General features: G+C 60.5%; 15 protein-coding genes. 11 read left to right on the top strand and 4 right to left on the bottom strand.

What is annotated here, in order from left to right; translation table 11 throughout:
- The first annotated feature begins 99 nt into the window (after nt 1-99).
- A complete protein-coding gene (locus FHX76_RS07210) occupies nt 100-852 on the top strand; it encodes a TetR/AcrR family transcriptional regulator (RefSeq protein ID WP_167149310.1) in 753 nt (250 codons plus the stop codon).
- A gap of 15 nt (nt 853-867) precedes the next feature.
- On the opposite strand, the gene FHX76_RS07205 is transcribed toward FHX76_RS07210, so the two are convergent.
- On the bottom strand, nt 868-1,737 hold the full coding sequence (locus FHX76_RS07205; protein WP_167149308.1) for an A/G-specific adenine glycosylase: 870 nt from the start codon (nt 1,735-1,737) through the stop codon (nt 868-870).
- A gap of 130 nt (nt 1,738-1,867) precedes the next feature.
- On the opposite strand from FHX76_RS07205, the gene FHX76_RS07200 reads away from it, so the two are divergent.
- The 6 genes from FHX76_RS07200 (at nt 1,868) to FHX76_RS07175 (ending at nt 6,707) form a co-directional block, all read left to right on the top strand.
- A complete protein-coding gene (locus FHX76_RS07200) occupies nt 1,868-2,557 on the top strand; it encodes a nucleoside/nucleotide kinase family protein (protein WP_167149306.1) in 690 nt (229 codons plus the stop codon).
- Between the two features lie 215 nt (nt 2,558-2,772).
- The gene (gene truB / locus FHX76_RS07195) at nt 2,773-3,681 is read left to right on the top strand and encodes a tRNA pseudouridine(55) synthase TruB (RefSeq protein ID WP_341777918.1); all 909 of its coding nucleotides are present in this window, start codon (nt 2,773-2,775) and stop codon (nt 3,679-3,681) included.
- Entirely contained in the window at nt 3,678-4,046 is a 369-nt protein-coding gene (locus FHX76_RS07190) for a hypothetical protein (protein ID WP_167149304.1), read from the top strand. Before truB ends, FHX76_RS07190 begins: the two co-directional genes overlap by 4 nt.
- Before the next feature lie 47 nt (nt 4,047-4,093).
- Nucleotides 4,094-4,534: a hypothetical protein gene (locus tag FHX76_RS07185; RefSeq protein WP_167149302.1), complete on the top strand. Its 441-nt coding sequence runs from the start codon at nt 4,094-4,096 to the stop codon at nt 4,532-4,534.
- Nucleotides 4,531-5,475, top strand: a complete 945-nt coding sequence (locus FHX76_RS07180) for a bifunctional riboflavin kinase/FAD synthetase (protein ID WP_167149300.1) — start codon at nt 4,531-4,533, stop codon at nt 5,473-5,475. Before FHX76_RS07185 ends, FHX76_RS07180 begins: the two co-directional genes overlap by 4 nt.
- On the top strand, nt 5,472-6,707 hold the full coding sequence (locus tag FHX76_RS07175; RefSeq protein ID WP_167149298.1) for an MFS transporter: 1,236 nt from the start codon (nt 5,472-5,474) through the stop codon (nt 6,705-6,707). Before FHX76_RS07180 ends, FHX76_RS07175 begins: the two co-directional genes overlap by 4 nt.
- Before the next feature lie 139 nt (nt 6,708-6,846).
- On the opposite strand, the gene FHX76_RS07170 is transcribed toward FHX76_RS07175, so the two are convergent.
- A complete protein-coding gene (locus FHX76_RS07170; RefSeq protein ID WP_167149296.1) occupies nt 6,847-7,239 on the bottom strand; it encodes a hypothetical protein in 393 nt (130 codons plus the stop codon).
- 159 nt (nt 7,240-7,398) lie between these two features.
- Here FHX76_RS07170 and FHX76_RS07165 point away from each other — a divergent pair, with 159 nt between their 5' ends.
- The gene (locus FHX76_RS07165) at nt 7,399-7,992 is read left to right on the top strand and encodes a TetR/AcrR family transcriptional regulator (RefSeq protein WP_167149294.1); all 594 of its coding nucleotides are present in this window, start codon (nt 7,399-7,401) and stop codon (nt 7,990-7,992) included.
- Between the two features lie 191 nt (nt 7,993-8,183).
- Here FHX76_RS07165 and FHX76_RS07160 read toward each other — a convergent pair whose 3' ends face one another.
- The gene (locus FHX76_RS07160) at nt 8,184-8,738 is read right to left on the bottom strand and encodes a GNAT family N-acetyltransferase (RefSeq protein WP_167149292.1); all 555 of its coding nucleotides are present in this window, start codon (nt 8,736-8,738) and stop codon (nt 8,184-8,186) included.
- Nucleotides 8,739-8,987: 249 nt separating this feature from the next.
- Here FHX76_RS07160 and FHX76_RS07155 point away from each other — a divergent pair, with 249 nt between their 5' ends.
- A complete protein-coding gene (locus tag FHX76_RS07155) occupies nt 8,988-10,433 on the top strand; it encodes an aspartate ammonia-lyase (protein WP_167150415.1) in 1,446 nt (481 codons plus the stop codon).
- A gap of 179 nt (nt 10,434-10,612) precedes the next feature.
- Here FHX76_RS07155 and FHX76_RS07150 read toward each other — a convergent pair whose 3' ends face one another.
- Nucleotides 10,613-11,488: a fumarylacetoacetate hydrolase family protein gene (locus FHX76_RS07150; RefSeq protein WP_167149290.1), complete on the bottom strand. Its 876-nt coding sequence runs from the start codon at nt 11,486-11,488 to the stop codon at nt 10,613-10,615.
- A gap of 404 nt (nt 11,489-11,892) precedes the next feature.
- On the opposite strand from FHX76_RS07150, the gene gdhA reads away from it, so the two are divergent.
- Complete coding sequence (gene gdhA / locus FHX76_RS07145; RefSeq protein ID WP_208402460.1) at nt 11,893-13,266, top strand: NADP-specific glutamate dehydrogenase; 1,374 nt, start codon at nt 11,893-11,895, stop codon at nt 13,264-13,266.
- A 154-nt stretch (nt 13,267-13,420) separates the two neighbouring features.
- Nucleotides 13,421-14,596 carry a PrsW family intramembrane metalloprotease gene (locus FHX76_RS07140; RefSeq protein ID WP_167149288.1) on the top strand — a complete coding sequence of 392 codons (1,176 nt, stop codon included), beginning with the start codon at nt 13,421-13,423 and terminating at the stop codon, nt 14,594-14,596.
- The last annotated feature ends 75 nt before the right edge of the window (nt 14,597-14,671 follow it).

Raw genomic sequence — 14,671 nt, 5'->3', positions numbered from 1 at the left:
ACCGTATTGAGATACCAATCGGAATCTCAATACCAAACAGTATCAGATACGCAAAGTGTTGGATACCCTTCGGTATTTGAACGTGGTATCGTCGTCTATATGGCGAAAAAGAGCCCAAAGCGGGAACCCAACGGTGCGGAAGAGCAGTTGCACGACGCAACTCGCGCGCTCGCCGAGGCCGCCGCTAAGCTGGGCAGCTCGCTCGGCGGGCAAATTAGCGCCGAAGCAGAGGCAACCGTATCCAAAGGCCTGCTCTCTGCAGCAAAAGCCCTTGCCAACGCCACAGCGTGGATCGGCAGCCGAACGGCCACGCTCAGCACGCGAGAGCAGCTCATCCGCTCCGCAGCGCGCCTGTTCTCCGAGCGGGGATTCAACGGAGTCTCGCTCGAAGACATCGCCATTGCCGCTGGGTTCACTAAGGGCGCTGTGTATTCCCAGTTCAACTCAAAAGAGCAGCTCTTTCTTGAGGCAACGCGCTACGGACTTGACGCGCTTGCCGAGGAACTTGCGCGCGCGGCCGCCGGCTCAAGCAGCGGGGCTGACGCGGAACGCGGCAACGCTCCTGCGGAAATTCCGCTTTCGCTCGATCAGGCTTATGCCCTCGCGGTCGAGGCAATACTCTTCGGTATTCGGGTGCCGGCTTGGCGCGAGCAGGTCATCACAATCGTGAGGGAGTATGTTCGGCTTCTTCCCCGGGTCGCCAACGGAGCAACCGATGCACCAGGCGACGTCAGTGAGAGTGAGCAGCAGGTATTGCCCCACGAGCTCACGGCATTTTCGCTCGGCGCCATGTTTGCGCTGTTGCAGTCACTTGGGCTTGACGAGGTCGACCACACCAACAGTCAGGGCTAGCCCCAAACACCGCTCCTAGCTTGCGAGTACGTAGCGCGCCGAGCGCTGCGGCACAAGCAACCCATCGCGGATAAGGCTTGCGAGCGCCCTGTCGCGCTGCTCGGCATCCGCCCACAGCGCCACGATCTCAGTATCGGTAACGCCGGTGTCTGCCGCCCTCGCTGCCGCCATGATGAGGCCGCGTACCTGACGGTCAGACCCCTCGAAGCGCTTTTGGGTTGCTCGCTTTTTGCCCTCGTATGCTGGATAACCCGACGCGCGCCAGGCACAGACCGTGGCGAGCGGGCACTCATCGCAGAGCGGCTTTTTGGCGGTGCAGACAATCGCGCCGAGCTCCATCATTCCAGCGTTGAAGACGGCGGCGGCACCGTCTTCTGCCGGCATGAGCGCTTCCATATCGGCAAGATCTGTTGTGGCCTGCGGGGGAGCGGCTTCGCCCCTTCCGTGAACGGCGCGCGCGATGACGCGCCGCGTATTGGTATCCACAACCGGATGCCGGTCGCCATACGCAAACACGGCGACGGCCCGCGCCGTGTAGTCGCCAACGCCGGTCAGAGCGAGCAGCGCATCCACGTCGCGGGGCACAACTCCGTTGTGTTGCTCGGCGATGGTCGTTGCTGCGCGGTGCAGCCAGAGCGCTCTTCTCGGGTACCCGAGCCTGTCCCAAGCCCGAACGGCGTCGCTAGCCGGCGACTCCGCAAGGTCGATCGGGGTCGGCCACTTGTTCAGAAAATCCTCAAGTTTTGGGATGACGCGGCTCACCTGGGTCTGCTGCAGCATGAACTCGCTCACGAGCGTTCCCCACGCGCTAAATCCGGGCTCTCGCCAGGGCAGATCGCGCCCGTTGGCCTCAAACCACGGGTTGATCTTGGTCCACAACTGCATGAGTTCAAGGGTACGGGATGTCGGTGAAACCTCGCGTCGGTCATCTGTTCGCCCCATAATCCGGTTTTAGGCACTGATCGAGCGGCTTTTGGGGCGAACAGATTGCGTGGCCGCCGCTTAGACTGGTGGCATGTTTGGGTGGTCGAGCGAAAAGACAGCGGTGCTTACCGAGATCGCCGACGGGTTCTTGGCGGTGTATCCGAGGGGGCGCACCATCCTTGCGGTCGATGGCCCCCACGATGTGGCACGCAAAGCCTTTGCCGACGACCTCGCGACCGTCTTTGAGCAGCGAGGAGTCACGGTGTTTCGCGCGAGCCTTGACGGATTCTGTGCTCCGTCATCCACGCGGTACCTGCTTGGCCGTTACAACCCCGAGGGCTATCTTGCCTATGCCTACGATGAGGCGCTGCTTCGCCGCACGCTGATCGATCCGTTCAAGCTTGGCGGCAGCACGGGCTTCGAGCTCGAGTCGTTTGATAAGCGCAGAGATCAGCCGGTCGAACCAAAATGGATAACCGGCCCACCCGACGCGGTGCTCATCATTGACGGCCCGTTCCTGCACCGTTCAACGCTACGCGGGGTCTGGAACCAGTCGCTATGGCTTTTTTCGGATAGTGTGGCTGAGGGCGAAGCGGCCCAGTCATCAAGGAATCTCGACACGCATACCCCGCCGTCGGATGCACTCCGTGCGTCGCAGGAGCGGAACGCTGAGGCTGACCGCCTCTACCAGCAGCGTGTGAACCCTGGACGACTCGCTACCGTGGCGGTTGACGTGACCGATCCACTGCGACCCCGCCGCGCCTACCTCGATTACTGTTAGGACAGAAGTTCGTGTCATCCCCTGAGAGCGCCATGGTCGCTGCGCCCACACCCGAGCCAGCCGCAGCCGAGCCAGCCGCAGCCGAGCCAGCCGCAGCCGAGCCAGCCGCAGCCGAGCCAGCCGCGGCCGAGCCAGCCGCGGCCGAGCCAGCCGCGGCCGAGCCAGCCGCCGAAGCCGCGCCAGCACCAACAGCCGAAGCAGCACTGCAGCCGAAGATCGCTCCAACCGGCATCCTGCTCGTTGATAAGCCTGGCGGATTCACCAGTCACGACGTCGTTGCCAGAAGCCGCAAACTGCTGCAGACCCGCAAGGTTGGCCACGCCGGAACACTCGATCCGATGGCAACGGGACTCCTCGTGCTTGGAGTTGGCAGTTCGACGCGGCTGCTCACCTTCTTGGTTGGTGCAGACAAAGAGTATGTTGCGACCATCCGCCTTGGTCAGTCAACCGTGACTGACGATCGCGAAGGTGACCGGATCGCTGCCGCTGCCGAGGCGCAGGTGCGGGCCATCCCGGCCGAACGCATCCGTGAGGGAGTCGCGAAGCTCACCGGCGACATCCTGCAGCGGCCCAGCTCGGTCAGCGCCATCAAGGTTGATGGCAAACGCTCGTACGACAGGGTTCGCTCGGGAGAGGATGTTGAGCTTCCCTCGCGCCCCGTGACGGTCAGCGAGTTTGTGGTGACTGATATTCGGGAGGCAACGACCGACGACGGTCTGGCAGCGCTTGACCTTGAGGTTCGCGTTGTGTGCTCGTCAGGAACCTACATTCGCGCGCTTGCCAGAGACCTTGGTGACGATCTTGGCGTTGGCGGGCACCTTACAGCGCTGCGTCGCACGAGGGTCGGTCCGTTCCGCGTGAGCGACGCCGTGCAGCTTGACGCCGAGAATTACGCTGGCGCGCTGCATCCCGCCGCCGATGTTGCCGCCGATCTTTTCCCAACCGCCCAGCTGGATGCCGACCAGACGCTCGCCCTCGAACAGGGCAAACGCGTCAAGCTTCCCACAACGCCAGACGCCCCTATCGTGGCCGCCCTTGCCCCAGACGGGCGACTGATCGGGCTTGTGCGGGTCAAAAAATCTGAGACGAAGGTCGTTGTGAATTTCCCTGTGGTGCAGTCATGATCGAATGGTTCGCATGGGCCCAAATGGGAATCGCTGCGGTCGCAACGCTCCTGTGTCTTGCCTTCTTCACGATGCGCAAGGGGCCAAACGACTACACCCTTGGGGCTGTTGTGCTCATCGAGCTGCTACTCGTCGTGCAGGCAGTCATCGCGATCGTGGCGCCCTTTGTTGGCAATAAGCCGACCGGCGACGGGCTCGAGTTTGCGCTCTACCTCATCTGTGCCCTCGTTATTCCTATCATTGCCGTGTTTTGGGCGCTTTCTGATCGCACAAAGTGGAGCACGCTCATCCTCGCGGTGACCTGTTTTTCGATTGGCATCATGGTGTTCAGGATGCTGCAAATTTGGACAGTTCAGGTCGTTTAACCGAGGGCGATTTGTTCTAAGGATTCTCTGGGTAAACTTGGGTGGTTATGTCTGAGGTAAGTGGTGATTCTCCCGCAACGCGCGGAAGCGGTTTTGGCCGCGTATTGGTGCTGATCTACGCCATCTTGGCGCTCGCGGCCACGGCCCGTTCTGTCTACCAGATCATCAAGAGTTTCGACGATGCACCCGTCGCGTACCTGCTTTCTGCTGTGGCCGGTGTTGTCTATATCGTCGCGGCAATCGCGCTGGCGAAGTCTGGCGAACGCGCGCGCAAGGTGGCCTTCGCCGCCATCGTTTTTGAGCTCATCGGTGTGCTCGTGGTTGGCACGCTCAGCCTCACGATGTCCGACCTATTCCCGCACGATACCGTGTGGTCTGGCTTTGGCAGGGGCTACGGATTTGTGCCGCTGATCCTGCCAATTCTTGGTCTTTGGTGGCTTGCCCGCGAGCGGAAATCGCAGCGAACAACCGAGGCGGTTTCCTCGTGAATATCTACACTGATCTCTCTCAGATTCCCGCGGATTTTCCGCGCTCAGCAGTAGCCGTTGGCAAGTTTGACGCCGTGCACCTTGGGCACCAGCGCATCCTGCAGCAGTTGCAACAGATTGCCGCAGACAAGGGCCTCGCATCCGTCGTCTTCACCTTTGAAAACAACCCCCTGAGCGTTGTTGCGCCCGAGGCCTGCCCAGAGGCGCTTTTGAGCCCGGCCCAAAAACTTGAACGGATTTCGGAACAGGGTGTTGACGCCACCGTCATGGTGCCGTTTGATCGCGAACTTGCCTCGCAATCGGCCGACAACTTCGTGCAGCACATTCTCTGCGACACGCTGCACGTCTCGCACGTGCTCGTTGGCGCCGATTTCCGATACGGGCACAAGGGCGCAGGGAATACCCAAACGCTGATAACCGCCGGTGAGCGCCTCGGCTTCACCGTTGATGTTGTCTCTGACGTTGTTGCCGCTCCCGGAAGCGGACGCGTCTCCGCAACCATGATTCGTTCTGCGCTTGATGTTGGCGATGTTGAGACAGCTGCCGGCTTGCTCGGCCGCCCGCACAGCGTTCGAGGCGAGGTTGTCCACGGTGCAAAGCGCGGTCGCGAGCTCGGTTTCCCGACGGCAAACCTTGCTTTTGACTCCGAAGGCCTTGTGCCGGCCGATGGCGTCTACGCCGGTTGGTTGCTCACCGAGGGGGAGCGGCTTCCTGCAGCCATCTCCGTTGGCACAAATCCGACGTTCGACGACGTGCTGCGGCGCCAGGTTGAGGCCTTTGTGCTCGACCGAACAATAGACCTGTACGACCGCGTGGTCGAAATAGAATTTGTCGCACGGCTGCGGGGCATGGTTGCCTTTGACTCGCTCCCCGCCCTGATCGAGCAGATGAACGCCGACGTCTCCACGGCGCGCGTCACCTTGGGGTTGACGACCCGATGACAACTCTCGCGGCACCTTCGGGGTCGAGGGCCGGTCGCATCCTCGTGCTTGTGGCCGTCCTGCTGATGTCAGCCAACCTTCGCAGCGCAGTGGCATCCATGTCGCCAATCTTTGTATTCATCGGTCAAGACATGGCGCTGAGCGTTTCTGCCATTGCCGTGCTTGGGATGATGCCACCGCTCCTGTTTGCGCTCTGCGGGGTTTTCACGCCCGTGCTTGTGCGTCGTACCTCGCTTGAGACGGCAACGGTTGTTGCCCTTGTTGTGCAGGCGATTGGGCTCGTGGTGCGCACGGTTGCGCCGGAGAGCAGCGTGCTCATTCTTGGCAGCGCCCTCGTTTTTGGCGGAATCGGAATGGGCAACGTCTTGCTACCGCCGCTCATCAAGCGTCACTTCCCCGACCACATCGCAGTGATGACATCGGTGTATCTCACGCTCATGGCAATCGGCACGTTTGTTCCGGCCTTCATGGCGGTGCCCGTTGCCGAGGCTGCCGGATGGCGCGCCTCAAGCGGGGTTTGGGCGTTGCTTGGCCTCATCGCAATCGTGCCGTGGGTCATTATCGCGGTGCAGCAGCGGCGCGCTCACGTCCAGGCGCTGAGTGACGACGGCCCAGCCGTTGAGGAGGCAGAGCCTGCCGTGCTCGGCAAGATGTGGCGTTCGCCCGTCGCCTGGGCCATCACGATTGTATTCTCCGTTTCGAGTATGAACGCGTATCTCATGTTTTCGTGGCTGCCGTCAATGCTGATAGATACGGCGGGCCTGAGCGCGGGCGAGGCTGGTGCGCTCATGGGCGTCTTCGCTTTCATGGGGATGCCAACCGCCCTGCTTGTACCAATGATCGCTACCCGACTCGGTTCGGTGAGCAAGATCATTTACTTTGGCGTGATCTGCGGTCTTATTGGATACGCTGGTCTCTGGCTGCTACCAACGACCGCCACCTGGGTGTGGGTCGTGCTGCTTGGTCTCATCCCGACCCTCTTTCCCGTCGCCCTGCTGCTCGTCAATCGACGCACCCGAAGCCACAGAAGCGCGGTTGCGCTCAGCGGCTTCGCACAGTCGGTTGGCTACTGCCTTGGTGGGCTTGGTCCGCTCCTTGTTGGTGTGCTGCACGACGTCACTGGCGGCTGGACGACATCCTACGTTGTCATGATGGTGCTGCTCCTTGCCGCCGTCTGGGCTGCCAGAGTACTGCGTGTGCCGCGGCCGGTAGAGGCCGACTGGGAGAAGTAGTCTGCTCGCTGGCGCTTGAGTCGTGTTGTAATCGGGCTGAGCCAGAATCGAGGTCGCAATTAATGCTTCGAATAGCGGCAAACGCGACATCCATTGCGACCTCGATGAGGGTTTCGGCGCGATTCGCGCGGGCTGTAGGTTAGCGCTTGAACATGTAGAACGAGTCAATCGTGCCGTCGGCGGCCATGAGCAGGAAATCTCGGCCTGCCCCAACGCGGGCGCCTTCCCCGTTGAGAATCGTCCACTCAATCTGCACTGAGTTTTGGTTGGCGACAGCCGAGTCAAAGACAAAGTCAAAACCGGCCTGCTGGATGTTCTCGGTGTTGACCTTGGTGATGGTCGCCTCGATCGCCTCGGCGCCGTGAAAAACGAGATTGTCTTCTGCCGCAAACTGGGTGGTGTGTTCGCTCAGGAGCTTGGTGGCGAGGCTGCTGCGGAGAGTTGGGTTGGTTGTTGTCCAGAGCTCCATGTAGTCGCGCGCAATGCTTGGGGCATCCGCAATGGTGATGGACGTGGTTGATGGGCTGGGCATGTGTGATTCTTTCTCTCGAGGGGTGGGTGTCAGGGCTGAGGCTGGTGGCCAGCGTGTGGCGGCTGGAAGACGCCACCTGCAGTCTCCCTGAGCCTCGTGTTGACAACGTCAACATAGCAAGCTCAGGTTGACGCTGTCAACATGGCTAGGCTTTCACCTATGGAACAGGCAGTCGGAACCCGCGATTTGCTGCTCGCCGCCGCGAGCAATTTGCTTACCGAACGAGGGCCTGACTCCGTCACGCTTCGCCAGGTTGGTGCCGCGGTTGGCGTTTCCCGAACCGCTCCGTATCGGCATTTTCGCGACAAAGACGACCTGCTCAGCGCCGTTGCAGCCGAGAATCTCTTGCGATTCGAGGCAGAGATGCGCCTCGGCGCCGAGGATACTGCCGCAGGCGGGACGCCGGTCTACCGGGCATTCCTTGCGTATGTCGCGGTCGCTTGTGAACGACCAGCCCACTATCGCCTGATTTTTGGCGACTTTCAGATCAATAATCCCAGCGAGGCGCAGCAGGCGGCGGCCGCCGCCTGCGTGAATTACCTCTACGAACTTGTTGAACAGGGACAGCGCGACGGCACCCTCGTGCTCGGAGACGTTCGTGAGTTGACGAGCCTGCTCTGGGCGACGCTCCACGGCCTTGTTGACCTGACCCTGTCTCGACACCTGCGTGAGCCGCTCACGGTTGAGGGCCTCACCTCCATGCCTGGACTCATCTTGACGATGTTGAACGCGTTCGCTCCGCCCGCATCCTGAGCGCCTGCCGGCCGAACCTCACACAATATCGAGGTGCAACCATTGCTCTGACGTAGGCAAAATACGCCATCTCCTGCAAACTCACTTGCGAGACTGAGTGATTTCCCCGCGCATCCAGGCCTTGGCTCACGCGAATCTGGGGCAGGGTTCGCGTGCATCCGGGCATGGGCGCACACGAGCACAACACCTTGTCATGACTGGCGAGCGGCCCACTCCCGCTCAAGCACTGCGTAGATGGCGGTGCTCGTCCACTCGCCCTTTGCGAACTCGTCGTCGATGAACAGCGCCTCCCTTCGCATCCCTAATCGAGTGCACAGTTCGGCAGAGGCCGAGTTGCGTACGTCGAGCTTCGCGAAGATGCGGTGGATGCCAACCCGGTCAAACGCAAAATCGAGCAGGGCGCTGGCGGCCTCGGCCGCGAATCCCTTGCCGTGCTGTTCTGGATGCAGCGCCCAGCCAACCTCGGCAGAGCGGTTGACCGTGCTGTCGAGCCGAAAATACAGCTCACCAAGCACCTTGCTTGTCAGGCGGCTTTGGATGGCAAGCCTGAGGTAGTCGCCAGGCTCGGCAATAGTGTTGCGCTTGGAGTGCACCTCAAGATTTTGCCGAACGGCCTCCCTGCTCCGTGGCTCGTAGGGCAGGTAACGGCAGGCGTCTGGGTCTGACTGGTACGAATAAATGTCATTCAGATCGTCAGCCCTCATGAGGCGCAGCATGAGCCGTTCCGTGTGCAGTGGTTCGGTCATCGTATAGGGGCGCATTTTTGTATTCTATTGAACCCTTACGGATGCACATATGTTGTCCTTTGCAACGCGGCGACCAGAAGCGGTGTGGTTTTGGGTCTTGGATACGAGAAAGCCCCCGTTTTGAGCGCGAACTATCCCGTGTTTTCAGGGCTTTCCCGGGCAAAAGCATTGGCGACGGGCTAGGCTTAGCTGCTGAGGAACAACCTCAATAAACTACTCAACGTTGAGACAACCGGAGCACCAAAAGTGATGAATAATTCGCCGTCCGCCATTCGTGTAGAACATGACTCCCTCGGGTCGATGGAGATTCCCGCCGACGCCTACTGGGGCATCCACACGGCGCGGGCCCACGAGAACTTTCCGATCGCAAAACGCCCCATCTCGGTCTACCCCGAGTTCATCCGCGCCTACGCGTGCGTGAAGCAGGCTGCGGCACGGGCCAACGCCGAAATCGGCGTCATCAGCCAAGAAAAAGCAAACCTCATCGATCAGGCCTGTGAGGATGTCAAGAACGGCATGCTGCACGACCAGTTTGTGGTTGGCGTTGTGCAGGGAGGCGCGGGAACCTCAAGCAACATGAACGTCAACGAGGTCATCACCAACCGGGCGCTTGAGATCGCGGGCCACCCCCGCGGAGACTACGCCTTCCTCAACCCGATCGACCACACCAACCGCAGCCAGAGCACCAACGACACGTACCCAACCGCGATCAAGATTGCGCTCGCGTTTTCGCTTCGCAACCTGTCGGACGAGATCGATCTGCTCCGCAACTCCTTCCTCGTAAAGTCGGTCGAGTTCTCGCAGATTTTGAAGATCGGCCGCACGCAGATGCAGGACGCGGTTCCCATGACTCTCGGCCAAGAGTTCCACGGCTTTGCCACCACCATCGCTGAGGACATCGAGCGCCTCGACGACGCAAAGGCGCTGCTGCGCGAGATCAACATGGGTGCAACGGCCATCGGAACGGGCATCACTGCCCCACTCGGCTACAAAGAGACCGTGCTCCGCCACCTCAACGAGATCACGGGCCTCAATCTGGTGACGGCATCCGACCTTGTGGAGTCAACGAGCGACACGGGAGCGTTTGTGACGTTCTCGGGCGCACTCAAGCGCAGCGCCATCAAGCTCAGCAAGATTTGCAACGACCTCCGCCTCCTCTCGTCCGGCCCACAGGCAGGATTTGGTGAGATTAACCTTCCGCCACGCCAGGCCGGCTCAAGCATCATGCCGGGCAAGGTGAACCCGGTGATCCCAGAGGCCGTCAGTCAGGTCGCGTACTCCATCGTGGGTGCGGATGTTACCGTCACCATGGCCGCAGAGGCCGGACAGCTCCAGCTCAACGCGTTTGAGCCGATCATCGCCCATTCACTGCTGCAGTCGATCACGTGGCTTGAGCGTGCCTGCTACACGCTGCGTATCAACTGCATCGACGGCATCACGGCCAACGAGGATCGCCTCGCCGACATGGTTGCTCGCTCGGTTGTTGTGATCACCGCGCTGACCCCGTACATCGGGTACCAGGAAGCCGCGACGCTCGCGCACACGGCCCTTGCCGCCAACGCAAACGTCGCAGACCTCGTGGTCGAGAGCGGGCTGCTCACACGCGAAGAGGTTACGCGCATTTTTGAGCCCGACCGCCTGTCTGGCGTGGCACCGGCCACCTCGTCGATCGCGATCATCCGCGCCAACCAGTAGCCACTAACCGAGAAGGCCCCTCTTCCAAGAGGGGCCTTCTTGCGTGCTGACCTGCATCTATTTGTGACTTTCTGTTCGCGAATCGGGATTTTTGCGCAGAAACTCGCAAATAGATGCAGGTGGATATTCCGCCCTCGATGACTGCATGCCTGGGAGTCCCCCGGGCAGGAGCGTGGAGCCTAGATCGCGACGCAGTGCGAGGTGAGCTCACCGATGGCATCCACCGAAACCGTCACAACGGTTCCGTCGCCAAGGTACAGCGGGGGCTTGCGCGAGCGGCCGGCGCCACCGGGGGAGCCGGTAGAAATGAGCGTTCCCGGCTTCAGCGTTGTCTCTTGCGAGAGAGACGAGACGAGCTGGGCAACCGAGCGGATCATGTTGCTTGCCGAAGAATCCTGGACCGTGACGCCGTTTACCACCGTGCGAATCCATGTCTGCTGCGGGTCGGGGATCTCGTCGGAGGTAACAACGACCGGGCCCGTCGGCGTGAAACCATCGAACGATTTGCAGCGGCACCACTGGGGTTCCTGGAACTGCAGGTTTCGGGCCGTGATGTCGTTCACAACCGTGTAGCCAAAGACGTAGTCGAGGGCATCCTCAACCGACACGTTCTTGGCCTCTGTGCCGATGATGACGCCGAGCTCTGCCTCGTAGTCGACCTCTTCGCTGAGGCGGGTTGGCAGCTCAACCGTGCGCTTATGGCCGGTGAGGGAGTTCGGGAAGAGCGCAAAGAGTACTGGCTCTGAGTTGTTGTCGAGGCTGAGCTCGCTCGCGTGCTCAGAGTAGTTGAGGCCAACGGCGAGGATGATCGGCGGGCGCTGAACCGCTGAGCCAAAGTGCAGGTCGGCAACCGGCTGGGTGGATGCGCCTGCCTCAAGGGCCGTGCCGATCTCGGCGATCAGGGCTTTGCGCACCTCTGGGCCGCGGGAGATGAGCTCCTGCAGATCTCGAGGGGCGTCGGCAATGAGGTCGTCGACAAAAGCCGCTTCGTCGTTTACTACAACTGCCAAGCGGGTATTGGCTGATTCTGTTTCTCCCAAATGCGCAAATCTCACTTCTCTAGCGTATGCGAAAACCGTGAAAATCGTTGATCCTGAGGCTCATGGCGGGGAGGTTCGTTGAACCTCGTTGGGTTGGTCTAAAGAAACGGGGTAAACCCTGTGTGGTACGTACTTGCCCGTGAAAGAATTCGTGGGCCATTTTTCAGGCTTCGGTCACATCTGTGTGCATTCTGTTGGGCGCTGGCGCTTCTTGCCCGTGACCAGAGTTGTGAGGCGGTCGAGGAAAAACGCATCAAAAAACCCGGAGAAAATCGCGGATAAGACGGGAAGCGTATGGCATCCAAGACATTTTCGGCTGTATTTTGCGCTCATCTGCCACTAATGTCGATTACGGTACGCCCCCGTGTGTTGTCGCACGTCGGTTCAGGGGTGTTTTTTGTGTTTCACCGGAAGAAAGCATGTTTATCGAAGTGTCAGATCTTTCCCCGCTTGTTCTCCCCATTTTTGAAAACAACCTTCGCCGCAACGCTGGAGAGCCCGAGTTTCACCAGGCTATGCGCGAGGTCTTCGAGTCGGTTTCCCTGGCCGTTGCCAAGCACCCCAAGTACGCAGACAACTCAATTCTCGAGCGTATTTGCGAGCCAGAACGCCAGATCATCTTCCGGGTGCCGTGGGTAGACGATAACGGACGCACACAGATCAACCGCGGATTCCGTGTGCAGTTCAACTCGGCCCTTGGGCCCTACAAGGGCGGCCTGCGATTCCACCCGTCCGTGACCCTCGGAACGATTAAGTTTCTTGGCTTCGAACAGATCTTCAAGAACTCCCTCACCGGTATGCCAATTGGCGGCGGTAAGGGCGGCAGCGACTTTGACCCGAAGGGGAAGTCTGACGCCGAAATCATGCGTTTCTGCCAGTCATTTATGACCGAACTCGCGGGCCACATTGGCGAGTACACCGACGTTCCTGCCGGTGACATCGGCGTTGGCCAGCGCGAAATCGGCTACCTTTTTGGGCAGTACAAGCGCATCACCAACCGCTACGAGTCTGGCGTGCTCACCGGAAAGGGCCTCGGCTGGGGCGGCTCGCTCGTTCGTACAGAGGCAACCGGCTACGGCACCGTCTTCTTTGTTGACGAGATGCTGAAGTCAACGGGCCAGACGTTTGAGGGCAAGAAGGTTATCGTCTCCGGTTCAGGAAACGTCGCCCTCTTCGCCATGGAAAAAGTTGCGCAGCTTGGCGGAACGGTTGTTGCCTGCAGCGACTCCAACGGCGTCGTCTACGACCGCGACGGTCTCGATGTTGAGCTGCTCACCCACGTCAAGAACGTCGAGCGCGGGCGCCTGTCTGACTACGCAAAGGTTCGCGGCACTCAGAGCGAATACCGCGACGGTGGACGCGTCTGGGATGTTGCTTCAGACACCAAGATCGAGGTTGCGCTGCCGTGTGCCACGCAGAACGAGCTTGGCGATGACGACGCTCGCACGCTCATCAACTCTGGCCTGATCGCCGTTGGCGAGGGCGCAAACATGCCCTCAACGCCTGACGCGATTCGCGAGTTCCAGCGCGCCGGCATCCTCTTTGCTCCTGGCAAGGCAGCAAACGCCGGTGGTGTTGCGACCTCGGCACTTGAGATGCAGCAGAACGCTTCGCGCGATTCTTGGTCGTTTGAATACACCGAAGAACGTCTTGCAAAGATCATGCGCTCGATCCACGATCGCTGCGCTGAGACCGCAGACGAGTATGGCCGCCCCGGCGACTACGTGCTCGGCGCCAACATCGCAGGATTCACCCGTGTTGCCGACGCGATGATCGCCCTCGGCGTGATCTAAACCAACGCTGCCGATGGCCCCTGTTCGTGAGAACGGGGGCCATTGTTGTGTTGTCCTTGAACGCGAGGATGCGGATCGGTGACCGCCGCATGCGGGTTGCTGGGCGACTCGGCAAACTCGCCCAGGCATCCATCAACCCGCTATCGTTGCGAACATGACCTCACCGTTGCTGCACGAGCAGCGTATCAACGCGCCCGCCAACCAAGTGGTGTTTTTGCAGCCAACTGGGTACGCACAACCGGCCGTGAAAAAGAACGCCGGATTTGTTGTTGCGATTATTGCGCTTGTGCTGTTGGCCTTCATCTTCATCGCCGTTGTTGCGTTCATGATGAGTTTCCTCGGGTCTGGCGCCGTCATCGGATGCTCGCTTGTGGCGCTGATCCCACTCACCGTTGTCCTGCTCACGGCGGCCTGGGTCGACCGGTGGGAGCCTGAGCCCCGTCTTGCCCTTGCCTTTGCGTTTTTATGGGGTGCCGGGATGTCAGTGCTCCTGTCCCTGCTTGTGGATACCGCGGTGCAGGTGAGCCTCATGGTGACGGGGGCCACCGGGTCTGAGGTCATGAGCACGGTTGTGCAAGCTCCACTCGTTGAAGAAGCGTCAAAGGGGGCAGGGCTCTTGCTTGTCCTGCTCGTCTGGCGCAAGACGTTTGACGGTGTGGTTGACGGCCTTGTGTACGCGATGGTCATCGCTGCGGGGTTTGCCTTCACCGAGAACATCCTCTACTTTGGCGATGCGCTTGCGACGAGCGGAAGCATGGGGCTCACCGAGACATTTGTGCTGCGCGGCATCCTCTCGCCGTTTGCTCACGCCATGTTTACCGCGTGCACAGGGTTTGCACTTGGCTTTGCGGTGAGCAGGGGCGGCGGCTACCGCATCCCAACGTATTTTGTTGTTGGCCTTGCTGGCGCTATTTCGCTTCACGCGCTTTGGAACGGCTCAACGTACGTCAATTTCTTTGCCCTGTATGCGCTTGTTCAGGTGCCGATGTTTTCGCTCTGCATCTGGTTTGTGTTTATCGTGCGTCGCCAAGAGCGACTGCTCACGGAGCGGCGCCTCATGGAATATGCCGCTGCCGGATGGTTTAGCCCAGGCGAAGTCCACATGCTTGCGACGAAAAAGGGGCGGGCCGGGGCGAAGCGCTGGGCAAAGTTGCAGGATGAGCCGCACCGCCGTGCGATGCAGGCCCTCCTGAGCCAGTCGACGCGCCTCGCATACACCCGGCAGCGGATCGTAACGGGACACGACCGTGCCGGCTCGATCGCCCTTGAAGCCGAGCTGCTGCGAAGCACCGCTGAACTCAGGCGATTCCTATCGGGAGACTTTAGGTAGCGCGTCTCAGCATCGCCCGGTTTGTGAAGGATTCGGGACCGCGCAGATACGCCAAGAACGTAATTCTTGGTGCCT

The sequence above is a fragment of the Lysinibacter cavernae genome, assembly GCF_011758565.1.
GTDB classification, from domain to species: domain Bacteria; phylum Actinomycetota; class Actinomycetes; order Actinomycetales; family Microbacteriaceae; genus Lysinibacter; species Lysinibacter cavernae.
This window is presented reverse-complemented; position numbering and strand designations above follow the sequence as displayed.

Bases quoted from the DNA above. Each gene is read 5' to 3' on its own strand.
- FHX76_RS07140 (WP_167149288.1), top strand. From the start codon at position 13,421: ATGACCTCACCGTTGCTGCACGAGCAGCGTATCAACGCGCCCGCCAAC.
- FHX76_RS07155 (WP_167150415.1), top strand. From the start codon at position 8,988: ATGAATAATTCGCCGTCCGCCATTCGTGTAGAACATGACTCCCTCGGG.
- FHX76_RS07185 (WP_167149302.1), top strand. From the start codon at position 4,094: ATGTCTGAGGTAAGTGGTGATTCTCCCGCAACGCGCGGAAGCGGTTTT.
- FHX76_RS07175 (WP_167149298.1), top strand. From the start codon at position 5,472: ATGACAACTCTCGCGGCACCTTCGGGGTCGAGGGCCGGTCGCATCCTC.
- gdhA (WP_208402460.1), top strand. From the start codon at position 11,893: ATGTTTATCGAAGTGTCAGATCTTTCCCCGCTTGTTCTCCCCATTTTT.
- FHX76_RS07210 (WP_167149310.1), top strand. From the start codon at position 100: ATGGCGAAAAAGAGCCCAAAGCGGGAACCCAACGGTGCGGAAGAGCAG.
- FHX76_RS07160 (WP_167149292.1), bottom strand. From the start codon at position 8,738: ATGACCGAACCACTGCACACGGAACGGCTCATGCTGCGCCTCATGAGG.
- FHX76_RS07205 (WP_167149308.1), bottom strand. From the start codon at position 1,737: ATGCAGTTGTGGACCAAGATCAACCCGTGGTTTGAGGCCAACGGGCGC.
- FHX76_RS07170 (WP_167149296.1), bottom strand. From the start codon at position 7,239: ATGCCCAGCCCATCAACCACGTCCATCACCATTGCGGATGCCCCAAGC.
- FHX76_RS07165 (WP_167149294.1), top strand. From the start codon at position 7,399: ATGGAACAGGCAGTCGGAACCCGCGATTTGCTGCTCGCCGCCGCGAGC.
- FHX76_RS07200 (WP_167149306.1), top strand. From the start codon at position 1,868: ATGTTTGGGTGGTCGAGCGAAAAGACAGCGGTGCTTACCGAGATCGCC.
- FHX76_RS07190 (WP_167149304.1), top strand. From the start codon at position 3,678: ATGATCGAATGGTTCGCATGGGCCCAAATGGGAATCGCTGCGGTCGCA.